Origin of the sequence: Sphingopyxis macrogoltabida (assembly GCF_001307295.1) — a bacterium.
GTDB classification, from domain to species: Bacteria; Pseudomonadota; Alphaproteobacteria; order Sphingomonadales; family Sphingomonadaceae; genus Sphingopyxis; species Sphingopyxis macrogoltabida_B.
Map to the genome: position 1 here is coordinate 275,681 of NZ_CP012700.1, position 13,950 is coordinate 289,630.

Genomic DNA, 13,950 nt, shown 5'->3' on the forward strand with positions numbered 1-13,950 from the left:
CATGGGCGTCAGAGCCACCCCTCGCGGCGATACCAGTTCACCGTCGCGGTGAGTGCGTTACCCGTTTCGATTTGGGGCTGCCACAGCTCAGGCGGCGGGCAGGCGCCGGCAGCGACCACCCAGTCGGGATGCGCGATATAGCGGGCGCGGTCGGGGGTCAGCTTGGCGCGGCTGCGGCGAACCAGCGTGTCGAGCTGCCCCCCCGCCTTGAGCAGCAGCGCCGGGGTCGCGAGCGTCGAGACGTGGCGGCGGCCGACGGCGCGGCCGATGGCGCGCGCGAAGCTGCGGTGTGACCAGCCGTTTGCGCGGCCGTCATCGGGTTCGTACGTCTGCCCGATGCTGATATCGCGGTCGGCGGCGAGGGCGACGAGCAGACGTGCGAGCTCATCGACGTAGATCGCCGACAAGCGGCCGGCCGGCACCAGCGCAATCCCGCGCCGCGCCATGCGGAACATATCGAGCATCTCGGTATCGCCGGGGCCGAACACCGCGGGCGGGCGGACGATCGTCCAGTCGAGTCCGCTCGCGCGCACGAGTGTTTCGGCGCGGGCTTTCGACCAGCCGTAATCGGAGATGCCCGGCTCGCGCGCGGCGAGCGAGGAGACATGGATGAAGCGGCTGATCCCCGCGCCGCGCGCCGCGTCGATGACATGGCCGGTCGCTGCGACATTGCCGGCCTCGAACGCCGCGCGCGTCGGGACGCTCACGACGCCGGCAATGTGCATCACCACATCGGCGCCCGCCGCCATTTCCGCGAGGCTGTCCGGCCGGTCGAGCGCGCCGGCGATCCAGGTGACGCCGTCTTGTTCAGGCTGCGGGCGGCGTGTGAGCGCGCGGACGTGCCAGCCTGCCGCGACGGCCTGCCGCAACGTCGCGCCGCCGACGAAGCCGGTCGCACCGGTCATCGCCAGCGTCGGTTTGCTCACAGCAGCACCAGATGGTCGCGGTGCACCATGGCCGCCCGCGGCGCATAGCCGAGCGCGGCTTCCTGCGCATCGCGGCCGAGGCCTAGGATCGCGGCAGCGTCGGTGGCGGGATATTCGGCGAGCCCGCGCGCGACGATGCGTCCGTCGGGGCCCGCGATGTCGAGGATGTCGCCGCGGGCGAAGCTGCCGCTGGCCGCGGTAACGCCTGCTGCGAGCAAGCTTGCGCCGCCGTGCAGCGCCTTCACTGCGCCTGCGTCGATGACGAGCCGCCCCTTGGCGGTCAGCCCGCCGGCGAGCCACGCCTTGCGCGCGCTCGCGCCGCGCTCGGCGGCGAACAGGCTGTGCCGCGCCTCGGCCGACAGCGGCCGGTCGATGCGGCCCGATGCGATCGCGAGGTGCGCGCCGGCGGCATTGGCGATGCGCGCCGCGGCGATCTTCGACACCATGCCGCCCGAGCCCATTCCCGACGCCGAACCGGTGTCGGCCATTGCCTCGATCGCGGCGTCGATGCGGTCGATACGTGCGATGTGAACGGCACCGTCCTGCGCCGGATTGCGGTCGTAGAGGCCGTCGATATCGCTGAGCAGGACGACACCGCCGGCGCCCGCCGCCTGTGCGACGCGCGCGGCGAGGCGGTCGTTGTCGCCGAAGCGGATTTCCTCGGTCGCGACGCTGTCATTCTCGTTGATGATCGGCACCACGCCGAGACCCAGCAGCCGGTCGAGCGTCGCCGAGGCGTTGAGATAGCGGCGGCGATGTTCGAGGTCGTCGAGGGTGACGAGCATCTGCGCCGCGGTCACCCCTTCGGCGCCGAGCACCTCGGCCCAAACCTGCGACAGCGCGATCTGGCCGGTCGCGGCAGCGGCCTGCGCATCCTCGAGGCTGGCGCGGCCGCCCTTGGCAAGACCGAGCCGCCGCGCGCCGAGCGCGATGGCGCCCGACGAGACTACGGCGACCTGTTGGCCGGCGCGGGTGCGTTCGGCAATGTCGGCGGCGATGCCCGCGAGCCAGCCTCGCCGCACCGCGCCGTCGGGATCGACGAGCAGGGCCGATCCGATCTTGACGATCAGGCGGGGGCAAGAGGCGGGCGCGAACAACATGCGCCGCCGATAGCGCGCACCGCGCGCCGCGCCAATGCCTAGCTTAGCGGCTGCCGCCGAAAGTGTAGCTGAGCGCGATCCCCGCCGACGGTTGGCTGCGCGAGCCCGAATGGCGAACGATCGGCGAATCGGCGGCATCGCCGACCAGCCGGTCATAGCGGCCATAGACACCCACCCCCCAGCGCTTGCCGAGCTGGCGGAGATAGCCCGCCGTCACGCCGACCGACTGGATACCGCCGCCGGGATCGAAGGCGGCGAGGCCCGAGGCAGCGGAGGCGGCGGGGGTGACGCCGAAATAGGCGCGGCGGTATTTCGCGTCGCCCAGCGTTACGCGCGGGCCGATCGAAAACAGCCAGTCGTCGCCGTCGCGCGCGATATAGTCGGCGCTGACTTCGCCGACCCAGCCCTTGTGACCGCTCAGACCCTTGCGGCCTTCGATGCGGACGCGAAATTCGGGCGCCAAGGAATATTGCGCAAAGGCGCCGGCCTCGATTGACAAGCCGACCTTGGGCAAGTTCGCCGCGACATCGGCGGCGGTCCGCTTGCCGATGAAACCGAAAGCGGGGCCGAAGGCGAAGTTGCCCGAATGAACGAGCGGCGAACCGAAGCTTTCGTCGGGGGCCTCGAACTCGAACGGCGTGCCTTCGGGCGACCGCGACAGGTCGACATAGGGGCCGATCGTCATGTCCTTAGCGCCGGGCCACGCCGGCGAGAGCTGTGGACCGAGGATGATGCGCGTCCGTTTCGGAGCGTCGGCCTGCTGCGCATGGGCGGTAAGCGCCAGGGCGAGCAAAACCGTCGCTGATAATAGCGCACGGTTGAAAAGGCGATATGCGGGCATCCGGAAATCCTTGTTGTTCCAAATGAAATCCCCGCTTCCGGCTTTCGTTCCTAGATCGGCGACCACTCGCCCGCGTCATCGGACGCATCATCGTCATCGGCGCCGGGTTCGGGCAGGCCCACCGCCTCGAGCAATTTGTCGAGCACCGCGTCGATGCCGGCGCCGCTGGCGCCCGACAGCGCCATCACGGGGTGACCGCTTTCCGCTTCGAGCTCGGCGGACAGCGCGGCGATCAATTCGTCGTCGAGCGTGTCGACCTTGTTCAGCGCGACGATCACCGGCTTGTCGATCAGATCGGCGCCATAGGCCTCCAGCTCATCACGGACGATACGATAGCTGGTCGCAACATCCTCGTCGTTCGCATCGACGAGGTGAAGGAGAACGCGGCAGCGTTCGATATGGCCGAGGAAGCGGTCGCCGACCCCCGCGCCTTCGGCAGCGCCCTCGATCAGGCCGGGGATGTCGGCGACGACAAATTCGTGCCCCTTGTGGCTGACGACGCCGAGCTGCGGACGGAGCGTCGTGAAGGCGTAGGCACCAACCTTTGCCTGCGCATTGGTTACCGCATTGATGAAGGTCGACTTGCCGGCGTTGGGCAGGCCGACGAGCCCCGCGTCGGCGAGCAGCTTCAGCCGCAGCCACACCCACATTTCCTCGCCCGGCCAGCCGGGGCCGTGCTGGCGCGGGGCGCGGTTGGTCGAGGTCTTGTAGCTGGCGTTGCCGCGGCCGCCGTCGCCGCCGCGCAGAAAGACGATACGTTCGCCTTCTTTGGTCAGGTCGGCGAGCAGGCTGCGCTCTTCGTCATCGTCGAGGATTTGCGTCCCGATTGGGACCTGGATCACCAGGTCGGGGCCACCCGCGCCGGTGCGGTCGCGTCCGGCGCCGGGGGTGCCGCGCTTCGCCTTGAAATGCTGGGTATAGCGAAAATCGATCAGCGTGTTGAGGCCGGCCACCGCCTCGAAGATCACGTCGCCGCCCTTGCCGCCGTTGCCGCCGTCGGGGCCGCCATATTCGACATATTTCTCGCGCCGGAAGCTGACGGCGCCGGGGCCGCCGTCGCCGGACTTGATGAAGATCTTGGCTTGGTCGAGGAAATGCATCGCCGCCCTTTAGGGGGACGAGCGCGATTTGGCCAGAGATCGTCGGCTTTGGGGTGGGGCGCTGCCGCTTGTTAAGCCGTCATCCCGGGCTTGACCCGGGACCCGCCTTCCTTCTTCCGACGCCGGATCAAAGAAAAGGCAGGCCCCGGGTCAAGCCCGGGGTGACGAAGAGAGAAAGGTCCACAACCGGCCGCAAACAGTATTCTGCCGCCGCTCTCAGCCTTGCGGCTTCGCGCCCTGCTCGGCCCAGAAGGCGGCGATCCGCCCGGTAATCAGTTCGGTGGCGAGCGCCCGCGCGGTGTCGCGGGGCAGCGCCAGCGCCTCGGCCATCGGCCCGCCGAGTTGCGCATCGCCCATCGCCATCAGGACAAGCGCCAGCGTATCCTCGTGCATCAGCCGCTTCTCGTGCGCGTCGGGTGCCATGCCGTCGATCAGCCGGTGGATCGCGTCGATCACCGGATCGAGCGCGCCTTCATTGCCCGTCGCTGCCATCCATGTCGCGAGCGCGCCGGCGCCGCCGCTGCCGAAGGCATCGAAGGCAAGGTCGACGATTTCGCGGACATTGCGCTCGCCCGGCGCTGATTCGGCCATCTTGCGGCCGATGGTGTCGCAGACGGTATCGGCGAGATAGGCGGCGAGCGCCTTTTGCAGCCCGGCGGCGCTGCCGAAATGGTGGAGCAGATTAGCGTGCGTGCGGTCGACGCGCGATGCGACGGCCTTCAGCGTCACCGCCTGCGGGCCCATTTCGATGAGGATCAGCCGCGCTGCTTCGAGCGCGGCGGACCGGCTTTCCTCGGGACTCAGGCGCTTTTTCACTATTGACATATATGTAAGTAAACCCTATTGCCGACCCCATCGCCCCTTTTCGACGGTATGACCCATATGTCCAGCCTTTCTCACTCTCCCACCCCCGCCGATCTTGCCATCACGCCGCGCGATATCCGCTTTGGGCGTGACCAGAAGCAGGGCCGCTGGTGGCTGAACGGCGATCCGATCGCGTCGGCATTCCACACCGCGCTGTCGGTGACCTTTCCGAAGGGTGAGGCGATGTTCATCGAAGCGGTGAAGGCGCATCGCGACGGCGTCGACGAGAAACTCGCCCGCGAGATCAGGGCCTTCACCCAACAGGAAGTGATCCACAGCCGCGAGCATGTCGTCTTCAACCGCAAGGCGGCGGAGGCGGGTTACGACCTGTCCGAACTCGAGGCCGACGTCGACCATATCATGGAATTGATCCGGAGCCGCCCGCCGATCGTCAACCTGATGGCGACGATCGCGCTCGAACATTATACCGCGATGATGGCCGCGATCATGCTCAAGGACCCGGCGATGTACGAGGGTGCCGAAGAGGAATGGGGAATGCTGTGGAAATGGCACGCGATCGAGGAAATCGAGCATAAGGGCGTTGCCTATGACACCTGGCTGCACGCGACGAAGGACTGGAGCCGCTGGCGGCGGTGGAAGGCCAAGTCGCTAATGATGCTGATCATCACGACGCGTTTCTGGCCGAAGCGGGTGCGCGGCATGAAGGCATTGCTGAAGCAGGACGGTCTGACCGGCTGGCGCGTCAACGCGCGCATCACCTGGTATCTGCTCGGCAAGCCGGGCATCCTTCGCCGCAGTTTCCTGCCTTGGCTTGCCTATTTCATGCCGGGTTTCCACCCGTGGAACCACGACGACCGCGCGCTGATCGGCAAATATGAAAGCGATTATGCCGACGCGGTGATGCCGGCGCAGGCGTCGAAGCCCGAACTCGCCGCGGCCGCCGCCTGATCAGGCGGGAGCCAGCGCTTTGGGGGCGGTACGATACCCCCAGACGCACAGGCCGAGCATGAAAAGGTTCGACACGAGGTCGAGCGCCATCCAGCGCGTCATCACCGGCACGACGAACACGAAATAATAGTTGAAGCAGAAAAAGGGCAGCAGCGCAGCGCCGTAGATCACGAAAGTCCGCTTCGTCCACCTGCTGAAGGCGATGAACAATCCGCCGAGCACCGCCTGTGCACCGAAGCAGCCGATCAACAGTTCGCTCGTCGCGCTCAGATGCTGGTAATCCGGATTGATCGTCAGCCGCTCGACCATGTGCAGCGCGGCGAGACACCAGCCGCCGAGGATCAGGAAAGGAACGGCGAGCAGGCGCTGCGGCCAAGGCGTGTCGGGCATGGCGGGATTTTAGCCGGAACGGCCGCGATCCGCCATCCGGGGTGGACGTGCGATGCCGCCTCCCATATCGATTGCGCGAGGGGAAGCCGATGCAGCCGCATATGTCCGCGTCCGAGATCGCGCTGTTCGAAGCGCAACTGGCGGGCAAGGCGTCGCTGCTCGAATTCGGTTGCGGCGGCAGCACGGTGACGGCGGCGCGGCATGTGCCGCGGATCGTCAGCGTCGACAGCGATCCCGCCTGGCTGGCGAAGGTCGCCGCGGACCCGGCGCTGGCGGCATGCGATTTTACACCCGTCCACGCAGACATCGGCGCTGTCGGCGAATGGGGTTATCCGCTCGAGGAGGCGCGCCTGCGCGACTGGCCGCGTTATCATGCCGGGGTTTGGCGGAGCATCACGGGAAGCCCCGATGTCGTCCTTGTCGACGGGCGTTTTCGCGTCGCCTGCCTGCTCCAGAGCCTCATCCACTGCAAACCAGACTGCGCGCTGTTGTTTCACGATTTTGCCAACCGGCCGCACTATCATGTCGTGCTCCGCCATGCCGAGATCGTCGGGGAGGCCGATACGCTCGTCGTTCTGCGCGCCAAGCCGGCGATCGACGGCAGGGCGCTGCTCCACGACCTGTTCGACCATTTCCTGATCGCCGATTGACCGGCGGGGCGGGCTTGGGCATGCCCGCGTCATGATTACAGCTCCACCTGTCATCGAAACCGAACGCTTGCGCCTGCGGGCAGGCCGGTTGGCCGACAAAGATGTCCATATTGCGATGTGGGCCGATGCGCGCGTCACCCGCTTCATTGGTGGCGAACCGCGTGCGCCCGACATTAGCTGGGGCAAGTTTCTGAGCTCGGCCGGTCTCTGGCCGGTCATGGGTTTCGGCTATTGGGTGTTCGCCGACAAGGAAAGCGACGCGCTGGTCGGCATGGGCGGGCTGAGCTATTTCTGCCGCGGTATTCCCGAACTCGAAGGTGTGCCCGAAGCGGGCTGGGCGTTCGATGCCGATCATTGGGGTGCGGGCTACGCCACCGAGGCGATGAGTGCAGCGCTGGGCTGGGCCGACGCGAACCTCGACGCGCGCGAGATTCGCTGCATCATCGATCCGGGCAACGCGGCTTCGGAACGGGTATCAGCGAAGCTGGGGTTCAAGCGCATCGGCGATAGCGATGCGCTGGGCCATGTCGTCGCGATCTATAGCCGTCCGAAGGGCGGATAAGGCGTCATGTATATCGAAATTGTCCGCCGCCCGGCAGGGGAAGCGCCCGAATGGGTCCGCGATGCCTGGATCGGTTTGTCGCTGCCTCTCGCGGTGGCAGGCAGGCAGAATCTCCGTGCAGCTAGTGTGCTTGAGAATTCCCAAGGCTTTTTTGGCTGGCTATGGTTGATGCTTAGCGGCCGGACCGAGCGGCTCGAAGGCTATGTCGTCATTGCAAAGGATGCGGTGGATATCCTCGACGCGCATGATAACCGCGCCGCCTGCTGGTGGCGAGAGAACACGCCGCGGCTGCTCGATGGGCGCCAGACATTTCTGTTCGACGTGCCGTGCTGTGAACCGGGCGGCGGCTAATATCAGGCCGCCTCGACCACCAGCACGCCGCCGTCGGCGCTGACGACGCGGACCTTGGCGCCTTCGGCGATGTCGGGCCCACGCACCGGCCATTCGCCGTCGCCGACCTTGGCGCGGCCGCGGCCGTCCTCGATCGCTTTGGTCACCGTCAGCACTTCGCCGACCAGCCGCCCGCCGCGCTGGTTGAGGTGCGGGTCCGCGGTGGTGATCGGGTTGGCCTTGAGCCAGCGGCGTCCCCCATAAAGGGCGACGATCGCCAGTACAGCGAAGATACCGAGCTGAACCGGTATGCTGAGCGGGAGCACCCAAGCGAGAACCCCGGTGACGATCGCGGCGGCACCGATCCAGATCAGGAAGAAGCCAGGCGCGACGATTTCGGCGGCGACCAGCAGTACGCCGACCGAGAGCCAAACCCAATGCGGGTCCATATCGGCGATGAAGTCGGGCATGTCAGGCTCCCTTGCGTTCGAGCGCGTCCTTTGCGAGTTCGCCGATGCCGCCCAAGGTACCGATCAACTGCGTTGCCTCGACGGGGAACAGGATCGTCTTGGCATTGGGGCTGGTCGCGAACTGGCTCACCGCCTCGACATATTTCTGCGCGATGAAGTAGTTGATTGCCTGCGCATTGCCCCCGGCGATCGCGTCCGACACCATCTGCGTCGCTTTCGCTTCGGCTTCAGCCTCGCGCTCGCGTGCTTCGGCGTCGCGGAAGGCGGCCTCGCGGCGACCCTCGGCCTGCAGGATCTGGCCCTGCTTCTCGCCCTCGGCGCGCAGGATTTCGGAGGCGCGCATACCTTCTGCTTCGAGTATGTTGGCGCGCTTCTCGCGCTCGGCCTTCATCTGACGCGCCATGGCGTTCGAAATGTCGGCGGGCGGGCGAATGTCCTTGATCTCGACGCGGGTGATCTTGACCCCCCACGGGGTGGTCGCATCGTCGACGACGTGGAGCAGGCGGGTGTTGATCTCGTCGCGCTTCGACAGTGTTTCGTCGAGGTCCATCGAACCCATCACGGTGCGCAGGTTGGTCGTCGTCAGGTTCATGATCGCGAGATAGAGATCGCTGACCTCATAAGCGGCGCGCGCGGCGTCGAGTACCTGGAAGAAGACGACGCCGTCGACCGCGACCATCGCGTTGTCCTTGGTGATGATCTCCTGCCCCGGAATGTCGAGCACCTGTTCCATCATGTTCACCTTGCGCCCGACGCGGTCGAAGATCGGCATGATGAAGTTGAGCCCGGGCTGCGCGGTGTGGGTGTAGCGGCCGAAACGTTCGATCGTATAGGCATAGCCCTGCCGCACCGGCGTCAGCGCCCAAACGAGAAACACCAGCGCCAGAACCACCAGTGCGAGTGCGAATTCCATCGAACATCCCCTCTGCAAAATTGCGACTTTGCAAACCCGCTTCCTTATTGCGGCAATGGCGGGGTTGCGCCACAGAAAAGCGCATGACCCCAATCGAATATGCCCCCCGCTCGCTCCTCTATGTTCCCGGCTCGAATGCCCGTGCGCTCGAAAAGGCGCAGGGGCTGGCGGCCGATATGCTGATCATCGACCTCGAAGATGCGGTGCCCGCCGACCGAAAGGATGCGGCGCGCGAAGCGATGCGGGCGGCAGTGTCTGCGGGCTTTCCGGGAAAACGCGTCGCGGTGCGCGTCAACGGTACGGGCAGCGCGGAGCAGGCCGCCGATATCGCTGCGTTGGCCGGGCTGGCGCTCGATGCGGTCGTGCTGCCAAAGGTCGACGCGCCCGCCGATCTCGATCCTTTGCGTGCGCTCGGTTTGCCGGTCTTTGCCATGATCGAGACCCCGGTCGCTATCTATGCCGCACGGGATATCGCGGCCGACCGCAATGTGCGCGGATTGATCGCGGGGCTCAACGACCTTGCACACGAACTCAGGCTGCCCGACGGCATGGACCGCGGCGCAATGAGCCATGCGATCCAGGCGATCGTCCTCGCGGCACGCGCGGGCGGCTGCTGGTGCTTCGACGGCGTCTACAATGCGATCGACGATGCCGCGGGCTTCGTCGCCGAAGCGGAGGAGGGGCGCCGCCTCGGGTTCGACGGCAAGACACTGATCCACCCGTCGCAGGTCGATCCGTGCAACATGGCCTTCGCGCCGTCGCCGCGCGAGATCGCGGCCGCCGAAGCGCTGGTAGCGGCGGCCACCGGAGGGGCGCAGCGCCACGACGGGCGGATGGTCGAGGATATGCACGTCGCCGCAGCGCGCGCGTTGCTCGAACGCGCCGGGCGCTGAATTCGCGCACCGTTCGTCGTTCGACGAACGCGCCTTGCCTGCCCAAGGCGAAAATGCGATGCGCCGCGTCATGCAAAAAATGACGTTCCGCGCCGGATTGACGGCTCTCGCTCTCGTTGCTTCTGTCAGCCCGGTTGCGGTTTTGGCCGCCGATGCGCCTGTTACGGAGGCCCAGCTCGCCGAACATATCAAGGTGCTGGCGGGCGATGCGTTCGAAGGGCGGGCGCCGGGAACCGAGGGCGAGGATCGCACCATCGCCTATATCGTCGGTGAATGGGCCAAGGCGGGGCTCGAGGCCGTCCCGGGGAGCGCCACACCCTGGTTGCAACCGGTGCCGCTGATCGAAAGCCAGTCGACGGGCAGCTCTGCCAAATTCAAGGTGCGTGGTCGCGATTTCGCGCTGGCGGACGACGGGATCGTCCTGACCGGCCGCGAGCCTTCCGTGTCGCTGGCGGGCGTGCCGGCGGTGTTCATCGGCTATGGCATCGATGGCACGGGCAAGGTCAATGCCGACGTTGCCGGCAAGCTGGCGATCATGCTGTTCGATAACGCGCCCTTTGGCGACAAGCTGCCACGCTATCGCGAACGGCGGCAGATGCTGGCCGATGCCGGCGCTGTCGGCGTGCTGGTGATCGCGACCGATGCGCTGCCGTGGGAGCAGCTCCGCGAGGCGGTGGGGGAGAAGTCGACGCGTCTCGCCAGCGCCAAGGCCGGGCCGCAGATCAGCGGCTTCCTGTCGGCGGAGGCGGCCGATGCGCTGCTCGCCGGGGCGGGACAGGATGGGGCAGCGTTGCGCGAAGCCGCAAAGTCGAAGGATTATCGCGGGCTGGCGCTGCCGGTCACTGCCGACCTTGCGGCGACGTCGACCATCCGCGCCTATGACAGCCACAATGTCATCGCGAAGCTGCCGGGCGCGAAACCCGACGGCAAGGCGGTGCTGTTCCTCGGGCATTGGGACCATCTGGGTATCTGCCGCCCCGACGATGCGACCGACCGCATCTGCAACGGCGCTGTCGACAATGCGAGCGGTATCGCGGTGCTGATCGAGACGGCGAAGCGCCTCGCCACCGGACCGCGCGCCGATCGCGACGTCTATTTCCTCGCGACGACGGCGGAAGAGAAGGGACTGCTCGGTGCGCATTATTTTGCCGATCATCCCGCCCTGCCGCTTGCCGACATCACCGTCGCGCTCAACGTCGACACCATCGCCATCTCGCCGCGTGGCACGCCGGTGGCGACGATCGGCCGCGGCCAGCCGGCCTATGATGCGGTGGTGCGCGACGTCGCAACGAAGCTCGGGCGCAAGCTCGACGAGGATGGCGAGGCCGATGCCTTCATCCAGCGGCAGGACGGCTGGGCGCTCGGCGCCAAGGGCGTCACCTCGCTGATGGTCGGCGGCAGCTTTTCGGACATGCCGCTGCTCGAAGCCTTCCTCGGCAGCGACTATCATCAGGCGAGCGACAATTTCTCCGACAAGATCCCGCTCGGCGGCGCGGCGGAGGATGCCGATCTGCATGTCGCGTTGGGGCGGGCGTTTGCTGATACCAAGCGGTGGCCGGGCGACGGCAAGTAAGAAAAAGCGTGTATCCCCGCGAAGGCGGGGATCCATCACCGGATCTTTCGGAATCAAACGTCGGGAGATGGGCCCCCGCCTTCGCAGGGGCACATTCAATAATGTTTGGCGTCAGGCCGCCTGCTTGGCCCGCTCTGCCATTTCCTGATTGAGCATTTCTGCCAGCAGGAATGCCAGCTCAAGGCTTTGCCCCGCGTTGAGGCGCGGATCGCAATGCGTGTGATAGCGGTCGGCGAGATCCATCTGGGTCACGTCCATCGCGCCGCCGGTGCATTCGGTCACATTCTGGCCGGTCATCTCGATATGGATGCCGCCGCCATGCGTGCCCTCGGCGCGGTGGACGGCGAAGAAGCCGCGCACTTCGGCGAGGATGCGCTCGAACGGGCGCGTCTTGTAGCCGTTGGGCGTCTTGATGACATTGCCGTGCATCGGGTCGCACGACCAGACGACGGGGTGGCCCGATTCCTTCACCGCGCGCACCAGCTTGGGCAGATGCGCCTCGATCTTGTCGTGGCCGTAGCGGGTGATCAGCGTCATGCGGCCCGCGACATGGCTCGGATTGAGCGTGTCGAGCAGACGCAGCAGCACGTCGGCTTCGAGGCTGGGGCCGCACTTCATGCCGACCGGATTGCCGATGCCGCGCAGATATTCGATGTGCGCCGAGCCTTCGAAGCGGGTGCGGTCGCCGACCCAGAGCATGTGGCCCGAGGTGTCGTACCAGCCGCCGGTCAGGCTGTCCTGCCGCGTCAGCGCCTGCTCATAGGGGAGCAGCAACGCCTCATGGCTGGTGTAGAAGCTGGTGCCCTTGATCTGCGGGACCGTGTCGGGGGTCACGCCGCAGGCTTCCATGAAGGCAAGCGCTTCGGAAATCCGCGCGGCGGTTTCCTGATATTTCTTCGCCCACGGGCTACGGTCCATGAAGTCGTGCGTCCAGGCGTTGACCTGGTGTAGGTTGGCATAGCCGCCGTTCGCGAAGGCGCGCAGCAGGTTCAACGTCGCCGCCGACTGATTATAGGCCTTGACCATGCGCTGCGGATCGGGCGCGCGACCTTCGGCTTCGAACGCGATGTCGTTGATGATGTCGCCGCGATAGCTCGGCAGCGAGACGCCATCGACATCTTCCATGTCGGCCGAGCGCGGCTTGGCGAACTGGCCCGCCATGCGGCCGAGCTTCACCACGGGCATCTTCGATGCAAAGGTCAGGACCACCGCCATCTGAAGCAGGACGCGGAAGGTGTCGCGGATATTGTTCGGATGGAATTCGGCAAAGCTTTCGGCGCAGTCGCCGCCCTGCAGCAGGAAGGCCTTGCCCTCGGCGACGCGGCCAAGCTCCGTCGTCAGATCGCGCGCTTCGCCGGCAAAGACAAGCGGAGGATAGCCCGCGAGCTCGCGCTCGGCGGCCGCGAGCGCGGCATCGTCGGAGTAGGTCGGAAGCTGGCGAGCTTCGTGCGAGCGCCAGCTATGCGGCTGCCATTGTTGCGTCATCTTTCCCAAGTCTTCTGTGTTTCCGAGCGCCAAAATCGACTCGCGCGCCGCCATGGCGCGAATGCACCCTGGAAGCAAGGAACCGGAAATTAGCATCGCGGTGCGATTTGCGCACCCCCTGCTTTTCTTCACCTGCGAAAACTGGTAGTTTGCGATGCTTCGGGAGGGTGTAGCCGGGAGCGCGCCCAAGGCGTTTGGTAATCGGTAACGTTATATACCTAAGTGTCCCAGCTGCGGGACCGCGACGCGAAACGACTTGGTTATGGCGAATTTCAATCCGGCTCTGTTCGGTTATGGGGCGTTGCTGCTGCTGCTTGCGGCTTCTTTTGTCGCACGCCTGGATCATTTTCGCCTCGGGTTGGCTGCCGCCGCCTTGCTTGCGCTGCCGGTCGCTGTATTCACTCCCGGAGGCGTGGGTTATGCGGCGTTTTTGCTGGTTATCCTGATCGTCAATCTCGGCATGGCGGCGCGCGTCTGGCTTAGCGATGCCGCGATCCGCTTTTCGATCGAGGAGCAGTCGCTTCGCCGCCAGCATTTCGAGGGATTGAGTCCGACGACCGCCCGCCGTCTGATCGATCAGGGCCACTGGATTTCAGCGCGCCGCGGCGAAGTCCTGATCCGCGAGAACCAGGCGGCGCCGAGCCTGTTCTACCTCGCCGAGGGCGAGGCGCTGATCCAGCGTGACGGGATCGAGGTCGGCACCGTCTCCGGGGGCACCTTGATCGGCGAGGCGACGGTGCTCGACGGTGCCCATGCGACGGGCACGGTATCGCTCGCGACCAATTCGCGGCTGTGGTTCGTGCCTGCGGCGGCGCTGCGGGCGTTCCTTGCGGCCAATCCCGATATCGCCGGCGCGCTCCACGAGGGCTTTGCCCGTGCGCTGCGCGGCAAGCTCGCGAATGCGAATGCTCGCATTGCCGACATGCCGCCGCTATCCTGATGGC

The 13,950-nt window shown here is 66.3% G+C and carries 16 protein-coding genes; 7 read left to right on the top strand and 9 right to left on the bottom strand.

All coding sequences use genetic code 11. The annotated features are described in order from the left end of the window. Window positions 1–8: 8 nt before the first annotated feature. The 5 genes from AN936_RS01370 to AN936_RS01390 all read right to left on the bottom strand — a co-directional run bounded on the left by AN936_RS01370 (window position 9) and on the right by AN936_RS01390 (window position 4,792). A complete protein-coding gene (locus AN936_RS01370; RefSeq protein WP_054590026.1) occupies window positions 9–905 on the bottom strand; it encodes an NAD(P)H-binding protein in 897 nt (298 codons plus the stop codon). 17 nt (window positions 906–922) lie between these two features. Continuing rightward, a complete protein-coding gene (proB, locus tag AN936_RS01375; protein WP_054586576.1) occupies window positions 923–2,026 on the bottom strand; it encodes a glutamate 5-kinase in 1,104 nt (367 codons plus the stop codon). 43 nt (window positions 2,027–2,069) lie between these two features. Beyond that, entirely contained in the window at window positions 2,070–2,867 is a 798-nt protein-coding gene (locus AN936_RS01380) for a MipA/OmpV family protein (RefSeq protein ID WP_149037569.1), read from the bottom strand. A gap of 50 nt (window positions 2,868–2,917) precedes the next feature. Continuing rightward, complete coding sequence (gene obgE, locus AN936_RS01385) at window positions 2,918–3,967, bottom strand: GTPase ObgE (protein ID WP_054586578.1); 1,050 nt, start codon at window positions 3,965–3,967, stop codon at window positions 2,918–2,920. Between the two features lie 216 nt (window positions 3,968–4,183). Continuing rightward, window positions 4,184–4,792 (bottom strand): TetR/AcrR family transcriptional regulator, encoded by a 609-nt coding sequence (locus tag AN936_RS01390; protein ID WP_054586579.1) that lies wholly within the window; start codon window positions 4,790–4,792, stop codon window positions 4,184–4,186. A 57-nt stretch (window positions 4,793–4,849) separates the two neighbouring features. On the opposite strand from AN936_RS01390, the gene AN936_RS01395 reads away from it, so the two are divergent. Further along, the gene (locus tag AN936_RS01395) at window positions 4,850–5,740 is read left to right on the top strand and encodes a metal-dependent hydrolase (RefSeq protein WP_054590027.1); all 891 of its coding nucleotides are present in this window, start codon (window positions 4,850–4,852) and stop codon (window positions 5,738–5,740) included. Here AN936_RS01395 and AN936_RS01400 read toward each other — a convergent pair whose 3' ends face one another. Then, on the bottom strand, window positions 5,741–6,130 hold the full coding sequence (locus AN936_RS01400; RefSeq protein ID WP_054586580.1) for a hypothetical protein: 390 nt from the start codon (window positions 6,128–6,130) through the stop codon (window positions 5,741–5,743). A 101-nt stretch (window positions 6,131–6,231) separates the two neighbouring features. On the opposite strand from AN936_RS01400, the gene AN936_RS01405 reads away from it, so the two are divergent. The 3 genes from AN936_RS01405 to AN936_RS01415 are packed head-to-tail and all read left to right on the top strand — an operon-like array spanning window position 6,232 to window position 7,693. Next, window positions 6,232–6,780, top strand: a complete 549-nt coding sequence (locus tag AN936_RS01405) for a hypothetical protein (protein WP_234715705.1) — start codon at window positions 6,232–6,234, stop codon at window positions 6,778–6,780. 31 nt (window positions 6,781–6,811) lie between these two features. Next, window positions 6,812–7,342 (top strand): GNAT family N-acetyltransferase, encoded by a 531-nt coding sequence (locus tag AN936_RS01410; RefSeq protein ID WP_054586582.1) that lies wholly within the window; start codon window positions 6,812–6,814, stop codon window positions 7,340–7,342. Between the two features lie 6 nt (window positions 7,343–7,348). Continuing rightward, complete coding sequence (locus tag AN936_RS01415) at window positions 7,349–7,693, top strand: hypothetical protein (protein ID WP_054586583.1); 345 nt, start codon at window positions 7,349–7,351, stop codon at window positions 7,691–7,693. A 2-nt stretch (window positions 7,694–7,695) separates the two neighbouring features. On the opposite strand, the gene AN936_RS01420 is transcribed toward AN936_RS01415, so the two are convergent. Then, entirely contained in the window at window positions 7,696–8,142 is a 447-nt protein-coding gene (locus tag AN936_RS01420) for an NfeD family protein (protein ID WP_054586584.1), read from the bottom strand. Window position 8,143: 1 nt separating this feature from the next. Next, window positions 8,144–9,055, bottom strand: a complete 912-nt coding sequence (locus AN936_RS01425) for an SPFH domain-containing protein (protein ID WP_054586585.1) — start codon at window positions 9,053–9,055, stop codon at window positions 8,144–8,146. An 83-nt stretch (window positions 9,056–9,138) separates the two neighbouring features. Here AN936_RS01425 and AN936_RS01430 point away from each other — a divergent pair, with 83 nt between their 5' ends. Together AN936_RS01430 and AN936_RS01435 are read left to right on the top strand one after the other, a co-directional pair. After that, window positions 9,139–9,948, top strand: a complete 810-nt coding sequence (locus AN936_RS01430) for an HpcH/HpaI aldolase/citrate lyase family protein (protein WP_054586586.1) — start codon at window positions 9,139–9,141, stop codon at window positions 9,946–9,948. Between the two features lie 70 nt (window positions 9,949–10,018). After that, on the top strand, window positions 10,019–11,521 hold the full coding sequence (locus AN936_RS01435; protein ID WP_234715706.1) for a M28 family peptidase: 1,503 nt from the start codon (window positions 10,019–10,021) through the stop codon (window positions 11,519–11,521). Window positions 11,522–11,632: 111 nt separating this feature from the next. On the opposite strand, the gene AN936_RS01440 is transcribed toward AN936_RS01435, so the two are convergent. Continuing rightward, the gene (locus tag AN936_RS01440; RefSeq protein ID WP_054586588.1) at window positions 11,633–13,006 is read right to left on the bottom strand and encodes a class II 3-deoxy-7-phosphoheptulonate synthase; all 1,374 of its coding nucleotides are present in this window, start codon (window positions 13,004–13,006) and stop codon (window positions 11,633–11,635) included. 262 nt (window positions 13,007–13,268) lie between these two features. Between AN936_RS01440 and AN936_RS01445 the strand changes: the two genes are divergently transcribed. Next, on the top strand, window positions 13,269–13,946 hold the full coding sequence (locus AN936_RS01445) for a Crp/Fnr family transcriptional regulator (RefSeq protein ID WP_054586589.1): 678 nt from the start codon (window positions 13,269–13,271) through the stop codon (window positions 13,944–13,946). Window positions 13,947–13,950: the final 4 nt, after the last annotated feature.

Excerpts from the sequence above, each read along its gene's own strand:
- AN936_RS01445 (WP_054586589.1), top strand. The coding sequence starts at position 13,269 with ATGGCGAATTTCAATCCGGCTCTGTTCGGTTATGGGGCGTTGCTGCTG.
- AN936_RS01395 (WP_054590027.1), top strand. The coding sequence starts at position 4,850 with ATGTCCAGCCTTTCTCACTCTCCCACCCCCGCCGATCTTGCCATCACG.
- AN936_RS01370 (WP_054590026.1), bottom strand. The coding sequence starts at position 905 with ATGACCGGTGCGACCGGCTTCGTCGGCGGCGCGACGTTGCGGCAGGCC.
- AN936_RS01430 (WP_054586586.1), top strand. The coding sequence starts at position 9,139 with ATGACCCCAATCGAATATGCCCCCCGCTCGCTCCTCTATGTTCCCGGC.
- AN936_RS01440 (WP_054586588.1), bottom strand. The coding sequence starts at position 13,006 with ATGACGCAACAATGGCAGCCGCATAGCTGGCGCTCGCACGAAGCTCGC.
- AN936_RS01425 (WP_054586585.1), bottom strand. The coding sequence starts at position 9,055 with ATGGAATTCGCACTCGCACTGGTGGTTCTGGCGCTGGTGTTTCTCGTT.
- AN936_RS01380 (WP_149037569.1), bottom strand. The coding sequence starts at position 2,867 with ATGCCCGCATATCGCCTTTTCAACCGTGCGCTATTATCAGCGACGGTT.
- AN936_RS01390 (WP_054586579.1), bottom strand. The coding sequence starts at position 4,792 with ATGTCAATAGTGAAAAAGCGCCTGAGTCCCGAGGAAAGCCGGTCCGCC.
- AN936_RS01435 (WP_234715706.1), top strand. The coding sequence starts at position 10,019 with ATGCAAAAAATGACGTTCCGCGCCGGATTGACGGCTCTCGCTCTCGTT.
- AN936_RS01410 (WP_054586582.1), top strand. The coding sequence starts at position 6,812 with ATGATTACAGCTCCACCTGTCATCGAAACCGAACGCTTGCGCCTGCGG.
- proB (WP_054586576.1), bottom strand. The coding sequence starts at position 2,026 with ATGTTGTTCGCGCCCGCCTCTTGCCCCCGCCTGATCGTCAAGATCGGA.
- AN936_RS01400 (WP_054586580.1), bottom strand. The coding sequence starts at position 6,130 with ATGCCCGACACGCCTTGGCCGCAGCGCCTGCTCGCCGTTCCTTTCCTG.
- AN936_RS01420 (WP_054586584.1), bottom strand. The coding sequence starts at position 8,142 with ATGCCCGACTTCATCGCCGATATGGACCCGCATTGGGTTTGGCTCTCG.
- AN936_RS01405 (WP_234715705.1), top strand. The coding sequence starts at position 6,232 with ATGTCCGCGTCCGAGATCGCGCTGTTCGAAGCGCAACTGGCGGGCAAG.
- obgE (WP_054586578.1), bottom strand. The coding sequence starts at position 3,967 with ATGCATTTCCTCGACCAAGCCAAGATCTTCATCAAGTCCGGCGACGGC.
- AN936_RS01415 (WP_054586583.1), top strand. The coding sequence starts at position 7,349 with ATGTATATCGAAATTGTCCGCCGCCCGGCAGGGGAAGCGCCCGAATGG.